Below are 19212 nucleotides of genomic sequence, written 5' to 3' on the forward strand. Positions count from 1 at the left end.
GGGCGACGACCGTCGCGAGCCGGCCTACGCTACGTTTCGCAGGCTTCCCACGCTACGTCTTGCAGGCTCGTCACCGGCACCCCGCAAGCCGGGGTGCGCAGGCACGCAGGTGGGCTACTCGTCATCTTCGGCCGGCCGCCACCCGCTGTCCTCACGGATCCCCCCGGCGATGCGCCGCCCGATCTCGCGCAGCTGCCGGACCTGCGCGCCCGTCAGCCGGTCGAGCACCAGCCGGTGCACCGTCTGCACGTGCCCCGGCGTCGCCCCGGCGACCGCGGCCCGTCCCGCCTCCGTGAGCGCCGCGAGGGTGTAGCGCCCGTCCTCGGGGTCGGGGCTCCGGCGCAGCCAGCCGCGCGCCTCCAGCCGGGCCGCCGCGCGCGACAGCCGGGACAGGGTGCTGTTCGCGTAGTCGGCCAGCACGCTCATCCGCAGGGTGCCGTCCTCCGCGCGGTCCAGCGCGTACAGCACCCCGTACTCGAAGTGCGTGAGCCCCGCGTCCCGCTGCAGCTGGGCGTCGAGGGCGGGCGGCAGCCACTCGAGGACCGTGGCGAGCGCCGACCACGCCTCGAGGTCCTCCCCGATGAGCGCGGCGGGGGTGCGGGAGTTCGTCATGCGGCGAGCCTAGCCGGTCATAACTTGCTCAGGAAAGTGATCGCCACGTACGTTGACTTTCCTGAGCAAGTGATTCCGCACGGCGCGGCGGGCGAGGAGGAGCACCATGGAGCTGGGACTGACGGACAAGCGGGCCTTCGTGAGCGGGTCGACGCAGGGCATCGGCTACGCGATCGCCGCGGCGCTGCTCGCCGAGGGCGCCGAGGTCGTGGTCAACGGGCGCGACGAGCACCGGGTCGCGGACGCGGTCGCCCGGCTGCGGGCCGACGCCCCGGGGGCCGCGGTCTCCGGGATCGCCGCCGACTTCGCCGACGCGGTGCAGGTCGAGCAGCTGCTCGACGAGCTCGGCGACGTCGACGTGCTCGTCAACAACGTCGGGGTGTTCGAGGTCGCCCCGTTCGACCGGATCACCGATGCCGACTGGCAGCGGTACCTCGACGTCAACCTCCTGAGCGGCGTCCGGCTCGCCCGCCGGCTGCTCGGGCCGATGCTCGCACGGGGCTGGGGCCGGGTGCTGTTCATCAGCAGCGAGTCCGGCGTGGACGTCCCCGCGGACATGACGCACTACGGGGTCACGAAGGCGGGCGCGCTGGCCCTGGGCAACGGGCTGGCGAAGCTCACGCGCGGCACCGGCGTCACGGTGAACACCATCCTCGGCGGGCCGACCTACTCGGACGGCGTCGCGCAGGCCGTCGACGGCATCGCCCACGCGCAGGGCGTGCCGGCGTCCGACCTCAAGGACGTGCTCGCCGCCGCCCGCACGACGTCGCTGCTGCAGCGGTTCATCGAGCCCGAGGAGATCGCCCGGCTCGCGCTGTACCTCGCGAGCCCGCTGTCGTCGGCGACCAACGGCGCCGCCGTGCGGGCCGACGGGGGCGTGCTCACGACGCTGCTGTGACCACCGACCCCGTGATGGTGAACTTCGGGTTCCGCGCGACCTGCCGGGTCGGCCCCACTGCCGCCTGCAACGCCGGCCGGTAGCCGAGCCCGGAGTTCCACACGCACCACAGCTCGCCGCCCGGCCGCAGCACCCGGGCCGCCTCGCCGAACAGCTCGCGCGCCACCCCGTCGTGCACGGCCGCGCCGACGTGGAACGGCGGGTTGAGCAGCACCAGGTCGACGCTCGCGTCGTCGATGCCCGCGGTCCCCCGCGCGCGCTGCACCCGGACCCGGTCCGCCAGGCCGTTGGCCTCGACCGTGGCGCGCGCGGAGGCCACCGCGGCGGCCGACTCGTCGGTGGCCACCACCTCGATCTCCGGCCGGGCCGCGGCGAGCGCGCAGGCCAGCACGCCCGTGCCGCAGCCGAGGTCGACCGCCCGCCGCGCGTCCGGGAGGGCGCCGGCGAGGTGGTCGACGAGGAACCGGGTGCCGATGTCCACCCGGGGCCCGGCGAAGGCGGCACCGTGCGCGCAGACGGTCAGGCCGAGGTCGGCGTGCCGCTCCCGCACGGGCCACGAGGTGGACGCCCCGGCCCGCGGGCCGGAGGCGTGCAGCACCCGCGCCTTCTGCCGGCCGCGGCTGGCCCGCACGTCGGCGAAGTGCCGCGCGAGCACCTCGTTCATCGACCGCGACATGTGCTTCTCGCGACCGCCTGCGACCACGACGACCCCGGGGTCGGCGTGCCGGGCGATCAGGCCCGCGATCTCGTCCAGCGCGTCGAGCGACCGCGGCAGCAGGAGCAGCACGACCCGCGCGCCGGCCACCAGCTCGGGACCGAGGCGGTCCAGCGACCGGAACGCGCCCGCACCGCCCACGCGCGCGGCGTTGGCCGCCAGGGCGAGCTCGCCGGTGAGGCGGTCGGTGTGCGCGCGCACGCCGGCGGCCCCGGACCTCGCGACCGCGCCGAGCGTCACCGCGCCGTACCGGTCGCCGATGACGACGACCGTCCCGGGTGCCGCGCCCGCGAGGACCGGCGCCGCCTCGTCGAGGAGCAGCCGGTCCGCGGCGTCCACGGCCACGAGGTCGGGAGCCGGGATCTCGGGGTCGCAGCGCAGGGCGGCGAGCAGGTCCTCGGTCACGCGGCCCACGGGTTCACGACGTCGATCCCGGTCCCGTCGAAGTCCTTGACGTTGCGCGTCGCGCACGTGGCCCCGTGCGCGCGGCAGATCGCCGCGATCTGCGCGTCGGCGGTGTGGATCGGCCGGCCCGCTCGCTCGCGGACGGCCAGCACCTCGGCGTACTGCCCGGCCGCCGCGGCGTCGAACGGAAGGATCGCCCGGGTCGCGCGGTAGGGCTCGAGGGCGAGGTCGACCTGCTCGACGAGGGCGGTCCGGCGCTGTCCCTCGGGGAGCCGGTGCAACCCGGCCAGGAGCTCGGCGAGCGTCACGGCGGTGATCGCGACGTCGCCCGTCAGGCCCTCCAGCCAGGTCACGACACGAGCCTCGGGGTCGGGCCGGAAGATCTCCGAGATGACGTTGGTGTCCAGCACGATCACCCGAAGTCCACCGCCCTGGCCTCGTCGGCGCGCTCCGGCACGTGGAGGCCGTCGACGCCACCGGCCTCACGCGCCGCGCGCAGCAGGGCCACGCCGATGTGGGGCCGGCGCGCGGCCCGCGTGAGGATGTCGCGCGCCTCGGCCTCCATGGAGCGGCCGTGCTCCTTGGCCTGGCGGGCGAGCTGCTGCTTGACGGACTCGTCGAGCCCGCGGACGACGATGGTGGACATGGCGGCACCTCCGGACGGACTGCTAGCCGTTATGCTAGCAGTCCGGGTCCGGCGGCTGCCGGTCAGACGTTGAAGCGGAACTCCACCACGTCGCCGTCGGCCATCACGTAGTCCTTGCCCTCGATCCGCGCCTTCCCGGCGGACCGCGCGGCCGCGACGGACCCGGCCTCGACCAGGTCGTCGAACGAGATGACCTCGGCCTTGATGAAGCCCTTCTGGAAGTCCGTGTGGATCACCCCGGCGGCCTGCGGGGCCGTCCACCCCTGCCGGATCGTCCACGCCCGGGACTCCTTCGGGCCGGCCGTGAGGTAGGTCTGGAGGCCGAGGGTGTGGAACCCGACGCGGGCGAGCTGGTCGAGGCCCGCCTCGTCCTGGCCGTTCTCCGCGAGCATCTCCTTGGCCTCGTCGGGCTCGAGCTCGACCAGGTCGGACTCGAACTTCGCGTCCAGGAAGATCGCGTCGGCGGGGGCCACGAACGCGCGCAGCTCCTCCTGCATCGCGGTGTCCGCGAGCCCGGCGTCGTCGGTGTTGAAGACGTAGATGAACGGCTTGGCCGTCATGAGCTGCAGCGAGGCGAGGTCGGCCAGGTCGAGCCCCGCGGCCTTCGCGCCCTGGAACAGCGTCTGCCCGGACTCCAGCACGGCCTGCGCGGCCTGGGCGGCGGCGAGCTCGGCGGGGTCCGCCTTCTTGATGCGGACCTCCTTCTCCAGGCGGGGGACGACCTTCTCGAGCGTCTGCAGGTCGGCGAGGACGAGCTCGGTGTTGATCGTCTCGATGTCGTCCTTCGGGGACACGCGGCCGTCGACGTGCACGACGTCGGGGTCGGCGAACGCGCGCGTCACCTGGCAGATGGCGTCGGCCTCGCGGATGTTCGCGAGGAACTTGTTGCCGAGCCCCTCCCCCTCGCTGGCCCCCTTGACGATGCCGGCGATGTCGACGAACGACACCGTGGCCGGCAGGATGCGCTCGCTGCCGAAGATCCCGGCGAGGGTCTCCAGGCGCGGGTCCGGCAGCGGGACGATGCCGACGTTCGGCTCGATCGTGGCGAACGGGTAGTTCGCCGCGAGCACCTGCGCGCGGGTGAGGGCGTTGAAGAGCGTGCTCTTGCCGACGTTGGGCAGGCCGACGATGCCGATGGTGAGTGCCACGGGCGACCATCCTAGAGGGCGGGCCGCCTCAGGCGAACGAGCGGATGGTCTGCAGCAGCTCCGGCGCCCGCCGGTCGTAGATCCGCGCACCGATCCGGATGCCCGCGACCAGCACGACCACCCCGACCGCCGGCCCGACGACGGCGGCGAGGACCGTCGGGAGCGGGTGCCCCGTCACGATCCCGGCGACCCCCAGCCCGACCCCGGGCAGGCACAGGGCGCCGAGCACGAGCATCCCGACCCACTGCGACACCATGACCGCGAACGAGGTGCCCTGCGGGGTGGTGAACGGGCTCTCCCCCGGCTTCGGCACGGGGTAGACGACCCGCGCCGAGTACACGCTGGACGTGCCGAGGGCCGTCGTCAGCACGCCCAGGGACACCCCGAGCACCGGCGCCGCGGCGTCCCACCGGGCCGTGACCGCGAGCGCGACCAGGGCGACCACCAGCACCACGACGGTCCCGACGAGCAGCCCGGCCACGGCCCGGCCCGTGCGGTCCACCCGGCCCTCGATGGGCGCGGCGACGTGCGTCCAGAACGCGGTGTGGTCGTAGGACACGTCGGCGGACAGCGCCCAGCCCATGACGAACGCGACGACCGGCCCCGCGGCGAGCAGCGCGTCGGTCCCGCGCCCGAGGAACCACAGCAGCAGCACCAGGACCGGCACGACGGCGACCGCCGCCGCGTAGCGCGCGTCCCGCACCCAGTAGGTCAGGCAGCGGGCGACGACGGCGCCGGTGGGCGTCGCGGGCAGGCGGCCGAGGAAGCCGAGCCCGGTGCTGCGGGCGACGCGCGCCCCGCCCTCCGGCCGCTCCAGCGCGGCGGACAGGGCGCGGTCCCACACGACGACGAGCGCGGCGAGCGAGGCGAGGGCGACGGCGAGCCGGCCGAGCGCGGCGAGCCAGGCGCCGTCGGCCACGTCGGCGGCGAGGGCCCAGGGCGCCCCGACCGGGGTCCAGCCGACGACCTGCGCGATGGCGGGCAGCGCGTCGGCGACGGCCGCGAGCCCCGAGGTGACGCCGAGCATGATCGGCCCGGCGAGGATCAGCGGGACGATGACCAGCACCGCGGCGACCTCGCGGAACCGGCGCCCGGTCACCAGCGGGGCCAGCAGCGTCGTCACCGCCCGCGACCCCACCACGCACAGCGCGACGCCGAGCGCGCCGCCCACCAGCGCGGCCACGACGGCGGCCGGGGTGCGCCACCAGGCGAGCGAGGTCGCGGCGGACACCAGCACCGTGGCGACGCCCGGCAGCCCGACCAGGCCCGCCAGCGCCAGCCCGGTGAGCAGCGAGCGCCGCGGGACCGGGAACAGCCGGAACCGGTCGGGGTCCAGCGTGCTGTCCACCCCGAACGCGACGAGCGGGAGCAGCCACCAGCCCGCGACCAGCACCGTCCCCGCGAGGACCAGCAGGGTGCGGGTGAGCTCCGGATCGCCCTTCGACCCCAGCAGCACCAGCCCCGCGCCCGCCATCACCAGCAGGAAGGCCACGTACAGGCAGCCGAGCAGCAGCCCGATCAGCTTCCACACGCTGCGCCGCAGACCGTTGCGGAGCAGGGCGAGCTTCAGTCGGACGAGGTGCGCAACCACGCGAGCGCCTCCTCCGTGTGCCGGCCGCCGACCAGCTCGACGAACCGGTCCTCCAGGCTGGCCGACCCGCGGACCTCGTCGACCGTGCCCTGCGCGAGCACGTGGCCGGCGGCGATCACGGCGACGTGGTCGCACATGCGCTGCACGAGGTCCATGACGTGCGAGGACACCACGACCGTCCCGCCGCCGGCGACGTACGCGGCGAGGATGTCCCGGATGTTGGCCGCGGAGACGGGGTCGACCGCCTCGAACGGCTCGTCGAGCAGCAGGACGCGCGGGGCGTGCACGAGCGCGCAGGCCAGGGCGATCTTCTTGGTCATGCCGGCGGAGTAGTCGACGACCAGGGTGTCCGCGTCGGCGGCGAGGTCGAAGGTGCGGATCAGGTCGGCGGCGCGGTCCGCGACCGTGGACCTGTCCAGGCCGTGCAGCAGCCCGGCGTAGGTGACGAGCTGCTGGCCGGTGAGGCGGTCGAACAGCTTCACCCCGTCGGGCAGCACGCCGATCGTCGCCTTCACGTGCAGCGGGTCGGCCCACAGGTCGCTGCCCCGCACGAGCACGCGGCCCGCGTCCGGGCGCAGCAGGCCGGTCGCCATGGACAGCGTGGTGGTCTTGCCCGCACCGTTCGGGCCGACCAGCCCGTACAGCGAGCCGGCCGGGACCTCCAGGGAGACGCCGGCGACGGCGATCTTCGGGCCGAACCGCTTCCACAGCCCCTGCAGCGAGAGCGCCGGCGGCGCGGGTGGTCGCGGGCTCGCGGGCTCGTCCTGCGCCGTCATCCGGCCAGCATAGGAGCAGGGATGTCGGTGGTGGCTGGCAGTCTGCGGGTCATGACGGATCTGGCGCTGGTGGTCGCGCTCGCGGGGGCTCTGCTCGTGGGCGTCGCGGTCGGGTGGCTCGTGTCCGCGGGGCGCGCGGCGACGCGGCTGCGGGCGGCCGAGGTGGACGCCGCGCGGTGGCGGACCGCAGCCGAGCTCGGCGGCGGCGCCCTCGACGAGGACCGGCAGGCCGACCGGTTCCGGGCGCTCGCCGCCGACGCGCTGGCGCAGAGCAGCGAGCAGTTCCTCGCCCTCGCGCACCAGAGCCTCGCGGCGCGGCACCAGGAGCAGGCCGGCGACCTCGCGCAGCGCGAGCAGGCGGTGCGGGCCCTGGTGGACCCCCTCGCCCGGACGCTGGACCAGGTGCGGGCCGAGCTGCGCACCGCCGAGCAGGCGCGGGTCGAGGGCGGGGCGGCCCTCGGCGAGCAGGTGCGGCAGATGCGGGAGGAGGCCGGGCGGCTGCGCGAGCAGACGTCGCAGCTCGTCACGTCGCTGCGGTCCTCGCAGGTGCGCGGGCGATGGGGCGAGGTGCAGCTCCGCCGCGTGGTCGAGGCCGCCGGGATGCTGCCGCACGTCGACTTCGTCGAGCAGGACCAGGTCCGGACCGACGACGGCCTGCTGCGGCCCGACATGGTGGTGCACCTCGCCGGGGGCAAGCGCGTCGTCGTGGACGCCAAGGTGGCGTTCCTCGGGTTCCTCGAGGCGGCGGAGGCCACCGACCCCGCGGAGCGTCAGCGCCGGACCGCGGCGCACGCCAGGCACGTGCGGGCGCACGTGGACCAGCTCGCCGCCAAGCGGTACTGGGACCAGTTCGCCCCCGCTCCGGAGTTCGTCGTCATGTTCGTGCCGGCCGAGGCGTTCCTGCACGCGGCGCTCGACGTGGACCCCGGGATCGTCGAGCGCGCGTTCGAGCAGAACGTCGTCATCGCCACCCCGATGACCCTGCTCGCCCTGCTGCGGACGGTCGCCTACGCCTGGCGGCAGGACGCCCTCGCCGACAACGCGCAGGCCGTCCTGGACCTGGGCAAGGAGCTGCACGGGCGGATCGCGACCCTCGGCGGGCACCTCGCGAAGGTCGGGCGGGCGCTCGACGGCGCGGCCACCGCGTACAACCAGTCGATCGCCTCGCTCGAGTCCCGGGTGCTCGTCTCGGCGCGGAAGTTCGCGGACCTGCGGGTGGTGGACACCGACCTGCCGGCGCCGCTGCCGGTGGAGCGGCGGCTGTCCGTGGTGACCGCTCCGGAGCTCGTGGCGTGGGAGCAGGCCCGGGTCGTCGGGCTCGAGGGCGACCTGCCGCGCGCCGGGACCGCCGCCGCCGGGCGGGCCGACGCGCTCGGCGCGCTCGACGACGCCGTGCTCGGAGACGTCCGGCCGGAGGGCTGAGGCCGGCTCAGACCGGGCGGATCGACAGGTCCCGGCGCTGCTCGCGCCGCGGGCGCGGGTCCTCGCCGCCGGCCGCGCGCAGGTCGGCCCGCAGCTCGCGCGGCAGCGAGAACATGAGGTCCTCGGTCGCCGTCCGGACCTCCTCGACGTCCGCGAACCCGTGCCGCGCGAGCAGGTCCAGCACGTCGCGCACCAGGATCTCCGGCACCGAGGCCCCCGACGTGACGCCGACCGTGCGCGCGCCCACCAGCCAGGCCGGGTCCACCTGCGCCGCCGTGTCCACCCGGTACGACGCCCGCGCGCCGGCCTCCTTCGCGACCTCAGCCAGCCGCACCGAGTTCGACGAGTTCGCCGACCCGACGGTGATGACGACGTCGCACTCCGGCGCGAGCTTCTTCACCGCGACCTGCCGGTTCTGCGTGGCGTAGCAGATGTCGTCGCTCGGCGGGTCCTGCAGCAGCGGGAACCGCTCGCGCAGCCGGCGGACGGTCTCCATCGTCTCGTCCACCGACAGCGTGGTCTGCGAGATCCACACCACACGGCTCTCGTCGCGCACCCGCACGTCCGCGACGGCCGCCGGGGAGTCGACCACCTGCACGTGCCCGGGGGCCTCGCCCTGGGTGCCCTCGACCTCCTCGTGCCCGGTGTGCCCGATGAGCAGGATGTCGAGGTCGTCGGCCGCGAACCGCACGGCCTCCTTGTGCACCTTCGTCACCAGGGGGCAGGTCGCGTCGATCGTCCGGAGCGAGCGCGCCTGCGCCGCCGCGCGGACCGCCGGGGAGACGCCGTGCGCGGAGAACACCAGGCGGGCGCCCTCGGGCACCTCGTCGGTCTCGTCGACGAACACCGCGCCGCGGGCCGCCAGGGTGTCCACGACGTGCCGGTTGTGCACGATCTCCTTGCGGACGTACACCGGGGCCCCGTAGTGCTCCAGCGCCTGCTCGACCGCGACGACCGCCCGGTCCACGCCCGCGCAGTACCCGCGGGGGGCCGCCAGCAGCACGCGCCGGCCGCCCGGGGCCGGCACGGCGGGAGCCGCGACGTCCGCCGCGAGGTGCGCGGCGACGGGAGCCGCGACGTCCGGCGCGGCACCGGTGGCGTGGGTCACCGCGCCAGTCTAGGTCGCGCCCGCCACCCCCCGCCGGGCCGCGGGCCCGGTGACGGCCCAGCCCCGGTCCCGGCCCCAGCCCGGGCGCCGGCCCCGGCCCCGGCCCCGGCCCCGGCCCCGGCCCCGGCCCCGGCCCCGAGTGGAGGGTTCTGCCGCGACACACCGGGCGTGTCGGGCAGAACCCTCCACTCGGCGCGCGGGGCGCCGCCGGTCCGGCGATGTCGGGGCGGCGTGACAGGGTGGGCCCGTGCAGCAGTCCACCCCCGACGCCCCGCGCGCGGACGCCCCGCGCCCCGGCGGGCTCCCCGCCGACCTGCCCGCCAAGGCGGTCGAGACCACCCCGGAGCGGCCGTGGCCGGTGCGGCTGCTCTCGGCGAAGATCGCGGACTACGTCGCGAAGATGTCGGCGCTGTGGGTCGAGGGCCAGGTCGTGCAGCTCAACCGCCGGCCGGGGGCGAACATCGCGTTCCTGACGCTGCGGGACACCGACACGGACATGTCCCTGCCGGTGTCGATGCCGGCGCAGGTGCTGTCCGCCGCGCAGACCCCGCTGGCCGAGGGCGCGCACGTCGTCGTGCACGCCCGGCCGACGTTCTGGACCAAGCGCGGCACCCTGCAGCTCAGCGCCGACGCGGTGCGGGCGGTGGGCGTCGGCGAGCTGCTGGCCCGGATCGAGCACCTCAAGCGGGTGCTGGCGGCCGAGGGGCTGTTCGACGCGGACCGCAAGGTGCCGCTGCCGTTCCTGCCGCGCGTCGTCGGGCTCGTGTGCGGCCGGGAGTCGAAGGCCGAGCACGACGTCGTGGTGAACGCCCGCGCGCGGTGGCCGCAGGTGGAGTTCGTCATCCGCGAGGTCGCGGTGCAGGGCGTCGGCGCGGTGCCGCAGGTCAGCCGCGCGATCGCCGAGCTGGACGCCGACCCGCGGGTCGAGGTCGTCGTGGTCGCGCGCGGCGGCGGGTCGGTCGAGGACCTCCTGCCGTTCAGCAACGAGGCCCTGGTCCGCGCGGCGGCCGCCTGCCGCACGCCCCTGGTGTCCGCGATCGGGCACGAGACCGACACCCCGCTGCTCGACCTGGTGGCCGACTACCGCGCGTCCACCCCGACGGACGCGGCCAAGCGGATCGTCCCCGACGTCGCCGAGGAGCGCGCCCGCGTCACCCAGGCCCGCGCGCGCATCCGGTCCGCGATCGAGCACCGGGTCGCCCGGGAGACCGCCGCCCTGGAGCAGGTGCGCAGCCGCCCGGTGCTCGCCCGGCCGCACACCATGGTCGACACCCGCGAGGCGGAGGTGCACCGGCTGCGTGAGCACGCCCGCCGCTGCCTCGACCACGCCCTGTCGGGGGCGGCGACCTCGACCCGGGCGCTCGCCGCGCAGGTGCGGGCGCTGTCCCCCGCCGCGACGCTCGAGCGCGGGTACGCGGTGGTGCAGACCTCCGACGGCTCCGTGGTGCGGGACGCGACGAGCGTGTCGGCGAAGGACACGCTGCGGGTACGGCTGGCGCGCGGCGAGCTGATCGCGTCGGTCGTGGCCGTCGCGCCGGGGCGCCGCCGGCCCGACGAGGACGCCGCAGGCGCGTGAGGCGGCGCGCGGTGTTCGTGGTCGTTGGTTAGATGGGGGCCGTGAGCGCCACCTCCCCCGCACCCGACGCACCGGACGCCCCGGGCGTCGCCGCGCTGTCCTACGAGCAGGCCCGCGAGGAGCTCGTCGCCGTCGTCTCCCGCCTGGAGGCCGGGGGCGCGAGCCTCGAGGAGTCCCTCGCCCTGTGGGAGCGCGGCGAGGCGCTGGCCGCCCGGTGCCAGGAGTGGCTGGACGGCGCCCGCGCACGGCTCGACGCCGCCCGGTCCGGCGACGACGCGCCGGGCGAGGACGCACCCGCGTCCTGACCGCGCCGCCGCAGCCGCCGCGCGCCGCCCGGTGCGACCCGCGGCACCCGCACCACCCCACCCCGACCCCGGCACCGCTGCCGGACCGAAGGAGCCCGATGCCCGAGCAGTCCGCCCCCGCCCGCGCCCTCGTCGTCGGGGAGGCCCTCGTCGACGTGGTCCTGCGACCCGGCGCCGAGCCCGCCGAGCACCCGGGCGGCAGCCCGGCGAACGTCGCGATCGGCCTCGGCCGGCTCGGCCGGGAGGTCGGCCTGCTGACCTGGCTCGCCGGCGACGCCTACGGCGACCTGGTGCGCGAGCACCTCGCGGGCTCCGGCGTCGCGGTGCTGACGGGCGACAGCGCACCGGACCGCACGCCGGTCGCCCGCGCGCACCTGGACGGCGACGGCGTCGCGACGTACGAGTTCGACCTCACGTGGGACCTGCCCGCGCGCTGGGACGAGGGCGACGGCGACCCCGTCGTCGTGCACACCGGCTCGATCGCCACGGTCATCGAGCCGGGCGGCGACGCCGTGGCCCGGCTGCTCGCCGACCGCCGGGGCGCCTCGACGCTGACCTACGACCCGAACCTGCGCCCGGCGCTCATGGGCTCCCCGGAGCGGACGCTGCCGGTCGTCGAGCGCCTCGTCGCGCTGGCGGACGTGGTCAAGGTGTCCGACGAGGACCTCGCGTGGCTGCACCCCGGCGTCCCGCCCGTGGAGATCGCCCGCGACTGGCTGGGTCGCGGGCCGGCGCTGGTCGTCGTCACGCTCGGCGGCGAGGGCGCGCTCGCCGTCACCGCCGCGGGCGACGAGGTGGCCGTGACGGCCCCACCGGTGCAGGTGGCCGACACCGTCGGCGCCGGGGACTCGTTCATGGCCGCGCTGATCGACGGCCTGTGGTCCGCCGACCTGCTCGGTGCGGACGCCCGCGAGCGCCTGCGCGCGATCGACCGCCCCACGGTGGAGCGCGTGCTGGTCCGCTGCGCGCAGGTCGCCGCGATCACGGTCTCCCGCGCCGGCGCGAACCCGCCCACGCGCGCGGAGCTCGGCGAGGCCTGATCCCGCCGCCCGCCGCGCCGCAGCCGCAGCCGCAGCCGCAGTCGCCGAGGTCGAGGGTTTCGCGCCGATCGGGGCGCCGAAACCCTCGACTTCGCACGACACCCTCGACCTCGGCGAGCTGCACGCCCGCAGGTGCCCCGGTCAGCTCGCCTGGCGGTGCCGCCCCTGCCCCGCGGCGGCGCGCTCCGCGTCGCGGTGCGCCCGCTCCAGCGCGGCCCGCCGGTCCTCCTCGGTCTCGGCGTCCACCCGCTGCGCCTCGGCGTCGTCGTAGGTGAGGTTCTCCCCGGACTCCGGGTCGAACACGAGCAGCCGCTTCGGGTCGAACCACAGCCGGGCCTCGCTGCCGTCCCGGACCCGGCTCTCGGACCCGAGCGCGACGACCATCTGCGTGCGCATCCCCTCGCCGTCGAGGTCGCGGTCGAGCTCCTCGAGCTTCTGCGCGACGTCGGCGTGCGTCTCGAACGGGATGTACGCGTAGAGCTCGGCGCCCAGCCACTCGACGACGTCCACGTCCGCCGCGAACGTCACCCCGCCGTCGCGCTTGGTGTCGTCGAGCACCGCGGCGTCCTCGACGTGCTCGGGCCGCAGGCCGACGATGACGAGCTCCCGCCCGTCGATCCGCTGCCGGAGCTCCTCGGACAGCGGCACCTCGCCGAACGGCAGCCGCAGGGAGTCCCCGCGCACCTCCCCGGGCAGGAAGTTCATCGGGGGCGACCCGATGAACCCGGCGACGAACAGGTTGACCGGCTGCTCGTACAGCGCCCGCGGGCTGGCGACCTGCTGCAGCTCGCCCTTGCGGAGCACCGCGACCCGGTCGCCGAGGGTCATGGCCTCGGTCTGGTCGTGCGTGACGTACACGGTGGTGGTGCCGAGCCGGCGCTGCATCCGGGCGATCTCGGTGCGCATCTGCCCGCGGAGCTTCGCGTCGAGGTTGGACAGCGGCTCGTCGAACAGGAACGCCCGCGCGTCCCGGACGATCGCGCGGCCCATCGCGACGCGCTGGCGCTGGCCGCCGGACAGGTTCGCGGGCTTGCGGTCGAGGTGCTCGCGCAGCTCCAGGGTGTCGGCGGCGAACTCGACGTGCTCGCGGATCTCGTCGTCGGTGAACTTGCCCTTCTGCAGCCGCAGCGGGAACGCGATGTTCTCGAACACCGTGAGGTGCGGGTAGAGCGCGTAGTTCTGGAACACCATCGCGAGGTGCCGGTCGCGCGGTGCCTTCTCGTTGACGACCTCGTCGCCGATCCGCAGCTCGCCGGAGGTGATGTCCTCCAGGCCGACGATCATGCGCAGCAGCGTGGACTTCCCGCAGCCGGACGGCCCGACCAGGATGACGAACTCGCCGTCCTTGATGTCGAGGCTGACGCCGTTGACCGCGGGGTAGCCGTCGCCGTACTGCTTGACGATGTCCGTCAGGGTGATGGATGCCATGGATTCCTCCTCGTGCGCGGCGGGGCGTCAGCCCTTGACGGCGCCCTGGGTCAGCCCGGACACGATCTGGCGCTGGAACAGCAGCACCAGGACGACGACGGGGATGGTGACGACCACGGCCGCGGCGGAGATGGCCCCGGTCGGGTCCTCGAACTGGGACGCGCCGGAGAAGAACGCCAGCGCGGCGGGCACGGGCCGGGCCGCCTCGGTCGAGGTCAGCGAGATGCCGTACACGAAGTCGTTCCACGCGATGAAGAACGCGATGAGCGCGGTGGTGAACACCCCGGGCGCGGCGAGCGGCACGATCGCCTTCCGGAACGCCTGCCAGGTGGTGGCGCCGTCGACCTGCGCGGCCTGCTCGAGCTCCCACGGGATCTGCCGGAAGAACGCGGTCAGCGTCCAGATGGAGATCGGCAGGGTCAGCGACAGGTACGGGATGATCAGGCCGGCCCAGGTGTCGTACAGGCCGATCGAGCGCCACAGGTTGAACAGCGGCGTGACGATCGAGATCACCGGGAAGATCGAGACCCCGAGCGCGGTGGTGAGGATGAGCTTGCGCCCGGGGAACGCGAGCCGGGCGATCGCGTAGGCCGCGAGGGTCGCGAGCACCGACGAGATGGCGGTGGCGATCAGCGAGATGCCGACCGAGTTCCGCAACGACGACAGGAACAGCTCCTGCGCGGAGCCGTCGGGCCCGAGGATCTGCTCGTAGTTGGTCCACGTCCACGTCGTCGGGAGGAACTTGCCGGTGTTCAGGTCGCTGGGCAGCTTGAACGACGTGGCGAGGATCGACAGCACCGGGAACAGCGCGTACACCAGCACGGCGACGGTGATGGCGGCCCAGGCCACCTTCTGCTTGCCGGACAGGGCGCCCATCACTTCTCCCCCCTCGCGCCGGCCAGGTCGACCTTGAAGATCTTGATCGCGATGAAGCAGATGACGATCACGCACAGGAACAGGAGCACGGAGATCGCCGACCCCAGGCCGATCTCCAGCCGCCCGATGGACGTCCGGTAGGCCAGCAGGGACAGCACCGTGGTGCCGTTCGCGCCGTTCGTCATGATGAAGACGTTGTCGAAGATCCGGAACGCGTCGAGCGCCCGGAACAGGACGGCGACCATGATCGCGGCCTTCATGTTCGGCATGACGACCCGGCGCATCCGCTGCCACCAGGTGGCGCCGTCGACCTGCGCGGCCTCCTCCAGGTCGCCGGGCACCTGCGCCAGGCCGGCGAGCAGGAGCAGCGAGATGAACGGCGTCGTCTTCCAGACCTCGGACGCGATGATGACGAACAGGCTGGTGCCGCGCTCGGCGAACCAGTTGAGGTCCGGGCCGATGCCGGGCACCCAGTCGAACCACTGGTTGACGTACCCCGACTCGATGGCGAACGCGTAGAACCACGCGAACGCCGAGACGACCGTGATGATCCCGTAGGGCACGAGGATCGCCGTCCGCAGCAGGCCGCGCAGCCGGGTGATGGCCCGGTGCATGACCAGGGCGAGCGCGAAGCCGAGCACCAGCTCGATCGCCACCGTGACGACCATGATGAACGTCGTCACGCCGAGCGACTGCCAGAACACCGGGTCGCCCAGGATCACGCCGTAGTTGCCGAGCCCGACGAACCCGCGGTCGTCCGGCGCGGTGAGCCGGTACCGGAACAGCGAGTCGTAGACGGCCTGCAGGATCGGGTAGGCCGTCACGGCGAGCATGACGACGAACGCCGGGCCGGCCAGCAGCCAGCCGAGCCGCGCCTCCGCCCGGGCGCGGTCGCTCTTGCGGGGCTTCGACCCGCGGTCGGGCCCGGCCCCGCGCGTGGCGCGCGCGGTCGTCCCGGCCGTGGCCCCCGTGATCTCGGTACTCACAGCAGCCGCTCCCCTCGCAGCACCGCGACGATGAAGTCGGTGGACTCCTGCGGCGTGGAGTCCGGGTCCACGGAGGCCGGCGGGTGCCAGGTCTCCTGCAGGCCCTGGGAGACCTCGTTGTAGTACGGGGTCTGGGGCCGCGGCGCCGCCTGCTCCAGCGACTGCCGGATGACGTCCGCCATCGGGAACGTCTCCTGCACCTCCGGGTCGTCGTACGCGGTGGTGTTGGAGGGCGGGTTGCCGTCGGTGACGAAGTACGCCGCCTGGTGCTCCGGCCGGACGATGCACGCGGCGGCCTCGTACGCCTCGTCCACGTGCTCGCTGAACGCCCCGACGCCGATGTTGATCCCGCCGTACGGCGGCCGGGCGTCCTCGCCCTCGACGACCTGCGGGTACACGGCCCAGCCGACGTCGTCGAGGAACGCCTGGTCGAGCGCGCCGTCCTCGACCGACCCCTGCATCGCGGGCCAGACGAACGGCCAGTTCACCATGAACGAGCCGCTGTCCCCCTGGAACTGGGTGAGCGACGCGTTCTCGTCCTGCGTGGGCAGGCCGGGCCCGCCGAGGCGGTCCTTCCCGATCTCGCCGATGATCCGCGCGGCCTCCCGGCCCGCCTCGGACTCCAGGCCGAGCTCGATGTCCTCCGCCGGGGCCTCGGGGGTCTCCACGATGTGCCCGCCCGCGGACTCCACCAGCGCGTTGATCCACACGGTGTACGCCTCGGCCTTGATGCCCTGCACGCCGAGCGCGAGGTCCTGGTCGCGCGCCGCGTCCATCACCTGGTCCCAGGTCACCGGCGTGGTCGCGGGGTCCAGCCCGGCGGCCTCGGCGACCGACTTCTTGTACCAGAGCAGCTGCGTGTTGGCCCAGAACGGGACGGTGACGAGCTCGTCGGCCCAGGAGGCGCCCTGCAGGGCCCCCTCCGCGACGTCCTGGCTGACCTGCTCGGCGATGTCGTCGGGCACCGGCGCGAGGAACCCCGCGTTCGCCAGCTCCGGGATGAACGGCGGGTCGAGGCTCATGAGGTCGATGGAGGAGTCGGAGGCGGCGAGCCGCCGGGCGAGCTGCTCGCGCTGCGAGCTGGCGTCGCGCGGCAGCACCGAGACCTCGATCCGGTAGGCGCCGCCGGCCTCCTCGGTGCACTGCTGCGCGAGCGTCGCCTGTCCCCCGGCGTCCGGGTTCGTGTACCAGGTCAGCACCGGGGTGTCGTCCGCCGGCGCGCAGGCCGCGAGACCCGCCCCCAGGGCGAGCACGGCCACCGCGGCGATCCCCCTCGATCGTCTGTGCACCGTCACCGCTCCCCTCCCCCGGCGTCGCGTGCCCCCACCAGGGGATCCGCGACCTCCCGCACGTCTGCCACCCCCCAGGGCTACACCGGTCCGCGCGGCCCTGCCACCGGAAGCACCCGGTCCGGGTGGCGGCGGACACGCCGCGAAGCACCCGCCCGACGGTGCGACGATGGGCCGCATGGCACACCCCACGACCCCCGCCGAGGCCTGGTCCGCGCTCCGCGAGGGGAACGACCGGTTCGTCCGCGGCGCCATGGAGCACCCGTCCCAGGGCATCGACCGCCGCGCCGAGGTCAGCACCGGCCAGCAGCCGTTCGCCGTGGTCTTCGGCTGCTCGGACAGCCGCGTCGCGGCCGAGATCATCTTCGACCAGGGGCTCGGCGACGTGTTCGTCGTCCGCACCGCCGGGCACGTGCTGGACACCACGGTCATCGGCTCGATCGAGTACGGCGTGGAGGTCCTCGGCGCCTCGCTGGTCGTCGTGCTGGGCCACGACTCGTGCGGCGCGGTGGCCGCCGCGACCGCGGCGCTCACCACCGGCGAGCTCCCGCGCGGCTTCGTGCGGGCTGTCGTGGACCGGGTGATCCCGAGCATCGTGTCCCTCGCGCACGGGCCGGACGCCGACGGCCACCCGCGCGACCTGTCGACCGTCGACCCGGCCGACCTGGGCCACGAGCACGTCCGGCACACCGTGGACATGCTGCGGTCGTACTCGGTCACGCTGGCCGAGGCGATCGACGAGGGCCGGTGCGCGGTGGTCGGCGTCGAGTACGCGCTGGCGGACGGCCGGGCGCGGCTCACGAGCGCCGTGGGTGACATCGGGGAGCAGCCGGTCGCGCCGGTGTGACGTGCGCCACGGACCGGGGACCTAGGTCCCGGTCCGTGGGCCGCCCCGCGGCGCGCGGTGGCAGGATGCCGCGCATGAGCCTGCACGCCGACGACGACGTCCAGTACCGCATCGAGCACGACACGATGGGCGAGGTCCGCGTGCCCGCGGACGCGCTCTACCGCGCCCAGACCCAGCGCGCGGTGGAGAACTTCCCGATCAGCGGGACCACGCTGGAGCGCGGGCACGTCGCCGCGCTCGCCCGGATCAAGAAGGCCGCCGCCCGCGCGAACGCCGAGCTCGGCATCCTCGACCCCGCCGTCGCCGACGCGATCGCCGCGGCGGCGGACGAGGTGGCCGGGGGCGAGCACGACGCGCACTTCCCGGTGGACGTCTACCAGACCGGCTCCGGCACGTCCTCCAACATGAACATGAACGAGGTCCTGGCGACGCTGGCGACCCGCTCGCTGGGCGCGGACGTGCACCCGAACGACCACGTCAACGCCTCGCAGTCGTCCAACGACGTCTTCCCGACGTCGGTGCACGTCGCCGCGACGGACGGCGCGGTGCACGACCTGGTCCCCGCCCTCGAGCACCTCGCGGGGTCGCTGGAGCGGCTGGCCGCGCGGCACGCCGGCGACGTGAAGTCCGGCCGGACGCACCTCATGGACGCCACCCCCGTGACGTTCGGGCAGGAGTTCGGCGGGTACGCGGCGGCCGTGCGCCGGGGCGTCGAGCGGGTGCAGGCCGCCCTCCCCCGTGTCGCGGAGGTCCCGCTCGGCGGCACCGCGGTCGGCACCGGCATCAACACGCCGGCGGGCTTCCCGCAGCGGGTGATCGCGCTGCTCGCGGAGGACACCGGGCTGCCGCTGACCGAGGCGCGCGACCACTTCGAGGCGCAGGGCGCGCGGGACGGGCTGGTCGAGCTGTCCGGGGCGCTGCGGACCATCGCCGTCAGCCTGACGAAGATCTGCAACGACCTGCGCTGGATGGGCTCCGGCCCGAACACCGGCCTGGGCGAGATCCGGATCCCGGACCTGCAGCCCGGCTCGTCGATCATGCCGGGCAAGGTGAACCCGGTGATCCCGGAGGCCGTGCTCATGGTCGGCGCCCGGGTGGTCGGCAACGACGCGACCGTGGCGTGGGCCGGGGCCTCGGGCTCGTTCGAGCTCAACGTGCAGATCCCGGTGATGGGCCAGGCGGTGCTGGAGTCCGAGCGGCTGCTCGCGGCGGCGTGCCGGGTGCTGGCCGACCGGTGCGTCGACGGCATCGAGGTCGACGTCGAGCGCGGCGCGGCCTACGCCGGGTCGTCGCCGTCGATCGTCACGCCCCTGAACCGGCTGATCGGGTACGAGGCGGCCGCGAAGATCGCGAAGCACGCGGTCGCGCACGGCGTCACGGTCCGCGAGGCGGTCCTCGCCCTGGGTCACGTCGAGCGCGGCGACCTCACGGAGGCCCAGCTGGACGAGGCCCTGGACCTGCTGCGGATGACGCGCCCGGCGACCTGACCGGGGCGAGCCCCCACCGCCTGCCGGCGGGGCACCGCACGCGCGACGGGGGCACGC

General features: G+C 74.8%; 19 protein-coding genes. 7 read left to right on the forward strand and 12 right to left on the reverse strand.

What is annotated here, in order from left to right; translation table 11 throughout:
- Nucleotides 1-114: 114 nt before the first annotated feature.
- Entirely contained in the window at nt 115-612 is a 498-nt protein-coding gene (locus HNR08_RS03265) for a MarR family winged helix-turn-helix transcriptional regulator (RefSeq protein ID WP_146834117.1), read from the reverse strand.
- A gap of 106 nt (nt 613-718) precedes the next feature.
- Between HNR08_RS03265 and HNR08_RS03270 the strand changes: the two genes are divergently transcribed.
- A complete protein-coding gene (locus tag HNR08_RS03270) occupies nt 719-1510 on the forward strand; it encodes an SDR family NAD(P)-dependent oxidoreductase (RefSeq protein WP_146834120.1) in 792 nt (263 codons plus the stop codon).
- On the opposite strand, the gene HNR08_RS03275 is transcribed toward HNR08_RS03270, so the two are convergent.
- The 6 genes from HNR08_RS03275 to HNR08_RS03300 all read right to left on the reverse strand — a co-directional run bounded on the left by HNR08_RS03275 (nt 1494) and on the right by HNR08_RS03300 (nt 6791).
- Nucleotides 1494-2639 carry a class I SAM-dependent methyltransferase gene (locus tag HNR08_RS03275; RefSeq protein ID WP_246802941.1) on the reverse strand — a complete coding sequence of 382 codons (1146 nt, stop codon included), beginning with the start codon at nt 2637-2639 and terminating at the stop codon, nt 1494-1496. The genes HNR08_RS03270 and HNR08_RS03275 overlap by 17 nt on opposite strands.
- Nucleotides 2627-3046 carry a type II toxin-antitoxin system VapC family toxin gene (locus HNR08_RS03280; protein WP_146834126.1) on the reverse strand — a complete coding sequence of 140 codons (420 nt, stop codon included), beginning with the start codon at nt 3044-3046 and terminating at the stop codon, nt 2627-2629. The genes HNR08_RS03275 and HNR08_RS03280 overlap by 13 nt, the downstream gene beginning before the upstream one ends.
- The gene (locus HNR08_RS03285; protein ID WP_146834128.1) at nt 3043-3276 is read right to left on the reverse strand and encodes a FitA-like ribbon-helix-helix domain-containing protein; all 234 of its coding nucleotides are present in this window, start codon (nt 3274-3276) and stop codon (nt 3043-3045) included. Before HNR08_RS03285 ends, HNR08_RS03280 begins: the two co-directional genes overlap by 4 nt.
- 62 nt (nt 3277-3338) lie before the next feature.
- Nucleotides 3339-4424 (reverse strand): redox-regulated ATPase YchF, encoded by a 1086-nt coding sequence (gene ychF, locus HNR08_RS03290; protein ID WP_146834131.1) that lies wholly within the window; start codon nt 4422-4424, stop codon nt 3339-3341.
- 28 nt (nt 4425-4452) lie between these two features.
- Nucleotides 4453-6015: a hypothetical protein gene (locus HNR08_RS03295; RefSeq protein WP_146834134.1), complete on the reverse strand. Its 1563-nt coding sequence runs from the start codon at nt 6013-6015 to the stop codon at nt 4453-4455.
- Nucleotides 5991-6791, reverse strand: coding sequence for an ABC transporter ATP-binding protein (locus tag HNR08_RS03300; RefSeq protein ID WP_146834137.1), 801 nt, complete (start codon nt 6789-6791; stop codon nt 5991-5993). The genes HNR08_RS03295 and HNR08_RS03300 overlap by 25 nt, the downstream gene beginning before the upstream one ends.
- 51 nt (nt 6792-6842) lie before the next feature.
- Between HNR08_RS03300 and HNR08_RS03305 the strand changes: the two genes are divergently transcribed.
- A complete protein-coding gene (locus tag HNR08_RS03305; RefSeq protein ID WP_246802942.1) occupies nt 6843-8213 on the forward strand; it encodes a DNA recombination protein RmuC in 1371 nt (456 codons plus the stop codon).
- 7 nt (nt 8214-8220) lie between these two features.
- Here HNR08_RS03305 and HNR08_RS03310 read toward each other — a convergent pair whose 3' ends face one another.
- The gene (locus HNR08_RS03310; protein WP_146834339.1) at nt 8221-9240 is read right to left on the reverse strand and encodes a 4-hydroxy-3-methylbut-2-enyl diphosphate reductase; all 1020 of its coding nucleotides are present in this window, start codon (nt 9238-9240) and stop codon (nt 8221-8223) included.
- A gap of 328 nt (nt 9241-9568) precedes the next feature.
- Here HNR08_RS03310 and xseA point away from each other — a divergent pair, with 328 nt between their 5' ends.
- The 3 genes from xseA (at nt 9569) to HNR08_RS03325 (ending at nt 12242) form a co-directional block, all read left to right on the forward strand.
- The gene (xseA, locus tag HNR08_RS03315) at nt 9569-10897 is read left to right on the forward strand and encodes an exodeoxyribonuclease VII large subunit (protein ID WP_146834143.1); all 1329 of its coding nucleotides are present in this window, start codon (nt 9569-9571) and stop codon (nt 10895-10897) included.
- 32 nt (nt 10898-10929) lie between these two features.
- Complete coding sequence (locus HNR08_RS03320; protein ID WP_146834146.1) at nt 10930-11202, forward strand: exodeoxyribonuclease VII small subunit; 273 nt, start codon at nt 10930-10932, stop codon at nt 11200-11202.
- A 98-nt stretch (nt 11203-11300) separates the two neighbouring features.
- The gene (locus HNR08_RS03325; RefSeq protein ID WP_146834149.1) at nt 11301-12242 is read left to right on the forward strand and encodes a carbohydrate kinase family protein; all 942 of its coding nucleotides are present in this window, start codon (nt 11301-11303) and stop codon (nt 12240-12242) included.
- Nucleotides 12243-12383: 141 nt separating this feature from the next.
- Here HNR08_RS03325 and HNR08_RS03330 read toward each other — a convergent pair whose 3' ends face one another.
- Genes HNR08_RS03330 through HNR08_RS03345 form a run of 4 tightly spaced genes read right to left on the reverse strand, consistent with a single transcriptional unit; the run spans nt 12384 to nt 16821 of the window.
- On the reverse strand, nt 12384-13670 hold the full coding sequence (locus tag HNR08_RS03330; RefSeq protein ID WP_146834152.1) for an ABC transporter ATP-binding protein: 1287 nt from the start codon (nt 13668-13670) through the stop codon (nt 12384-12386).
- 27 nt (nt 13671-13697) lie between these two features.
- Nucleotides 13698-14546, reverse strand: coding sequence for a carbohydrate ABC transporter permease (locus HNR08_RS03335; RefSeq protein ID WP_146834155.1), 849 nt, complete (start codon nt 14544-14546; stop codon nt 13698-13700).
- Nucleotides 14546-15532 (reverse strand): carbohydrate ABC transporter permease, encoded by a 987-nt coding sequence (locus HNR08_RS03340; protein ID WP_246802943.1) that lies wholly within the window; start codon nt 15530-15532, stop codon nt 14546-14548. Before HNR08_RS03340 ends, HNR08_RS03335 begins: the two co-directional genes overlap by 1 nt.
- Nucleotides 15529-16821 (reverse strand): sugar ABC transporter substrate-binding protein, encoded by a 1293-nt coding sequence (locus HNR08_RS03345; protein ID WP_246802947.1) that lies wholly within the window; start codon nt 16819-16821, stop codon nt 15529-15531. The genes HNR08_RS03340 and HNR08_RS03345 overlap by 4 nt, the downstream gene beginning before the upstream one ends.
- Before the next feature lie 178 nt (nt 16822-16999).
- Here HNR08_RS03345 and HNR08_RS03350 point away from each other — a divergent pair, with 178 nt between their 5' ends.
- Together HNR08_RS03350 and HNR08_RS03355 are read left to right on the forward strand one after the other, a co-directional pair.
- Nucleotides 17000-17668 carry a carbonic anhydrase gene (locus HNR08_RS03350; protein ID WP_146834160.1) on the forward strand — a complete coding sequence of 223 codons (669 nt, stop codon included), beginning with the start codon at nt 17000-17002 and terminating at the stop codon, nt 17666-17668.
- 74 nt (nt 17669-17742) lie between these two features.
- Nucleotides 17743-19155 carry a class II fumarate hydratase gene (locus HNR08_RS03355; RefSeq protein WP_146834163.1) on the forward strand — a complete coding sequence of 471 codons (1413 nt, stop codon included), beginning with the start codon at nt 17743-17745 and terminating at the stop codon, nt 19153-19155.
- The last annotated feature ends 57 nt before the right edge of the window (nt 19156-19212 follow it).

The organism is Cellulomonas hominis, from assembly GCF_014201095.1.
Lineage (GTDB): Bacteria > Actinomycetota > Actinomycetes > Actinomycetales > Cellulomonadaceae > Cellulomonas > Cellulomonas hominis.

What these genes read in the sequence shown, in the direction of transcription:
- HNR08_RS03265 (WP_146834117.1), bottom strand. Translation starts at nt 612, where the DNA reads ATGACGAACTCCCGCACCCCCGCCGCGCTCATCGGGGAGGACCTCGAG.
- HNR08_RS03270 (WP_146834120.1), top strand. Translation starts at nt 719, where the DNA reads ATGGAGCTGGGACTGACGGACAAGCGGGCCTTCGTGAGCGGGTCGACG.
- HNR08_RS03285 (WP_146834128.1), bottom strand. Translation starts at nt 3,276, where the DNA reads ATGTCCACCATCGTCGTCCGCGGGCTCGACGAGTCCGTCAAGCAGCAG.
- HNR08_RS03300 (WP_146834137.1), bottom strand. Translation starts at nt 6,791, where the DNA reads ATGACGGCGCAGGACGAGCCCGCGAGCCCGCGACCACCCGCGCCGCCG.
- HNR08_RS03305 (WP_246802942.1), top strand. Translation starts at nt 6,843, where the DNA reads ATGACGGATCTGGCGCTGGTGGTCGCGCTCGCGGGGGCTCTGCTCGTG.
- HNR08_RS03320 (WP_146834146.1), top strand. Translation starts at nt 10,930, where the DNA reads ATGGGGGCCGTGAGCGCCACCTCCCCCGCACCCGACGCACCGGACGCC.
- HNR08_RS03325 (WP_146834149.1), top strand. Translation starts at nt 11,301, where the DNA reads ATGCCCGAGCAGTCCGCCCCCGCCCGCGCCCTCGTCGTCGGGGAGGCC.
- HNR08_RS03330 (WP_146834152.1), bottom strand. Translation starts at nt 13,670, where the DNA reads ATGGCATCCATCACCCTGACGGACATCGTCAAGCAGTACGGCGACGGC.
- HNR08_RS03335 (WP_146834155.1), bottom strand. Translation starts at nt 14,546, where the DNA reads ATGGGCGCCCTGTCCGGCAAGCAGAAGGTGGCCTGGGCCGCCATCACC.
- HNR08_RS03350 (WP_146834160.1), top strand. Translation starts at nt 17,000, where the DNA reads ATGGCACACCCCACGACCCCCGCCGAGGCCTGGTCCGCGCTCCGCGAG.
- HNR08_RS03355 (WP_146834163.1), top strand. Translation starts at nt 17,743, where the DNA reads ATGAGCCTGCACGCCGACGACGACGTCCAGTACCGCATCGAGCACGAC.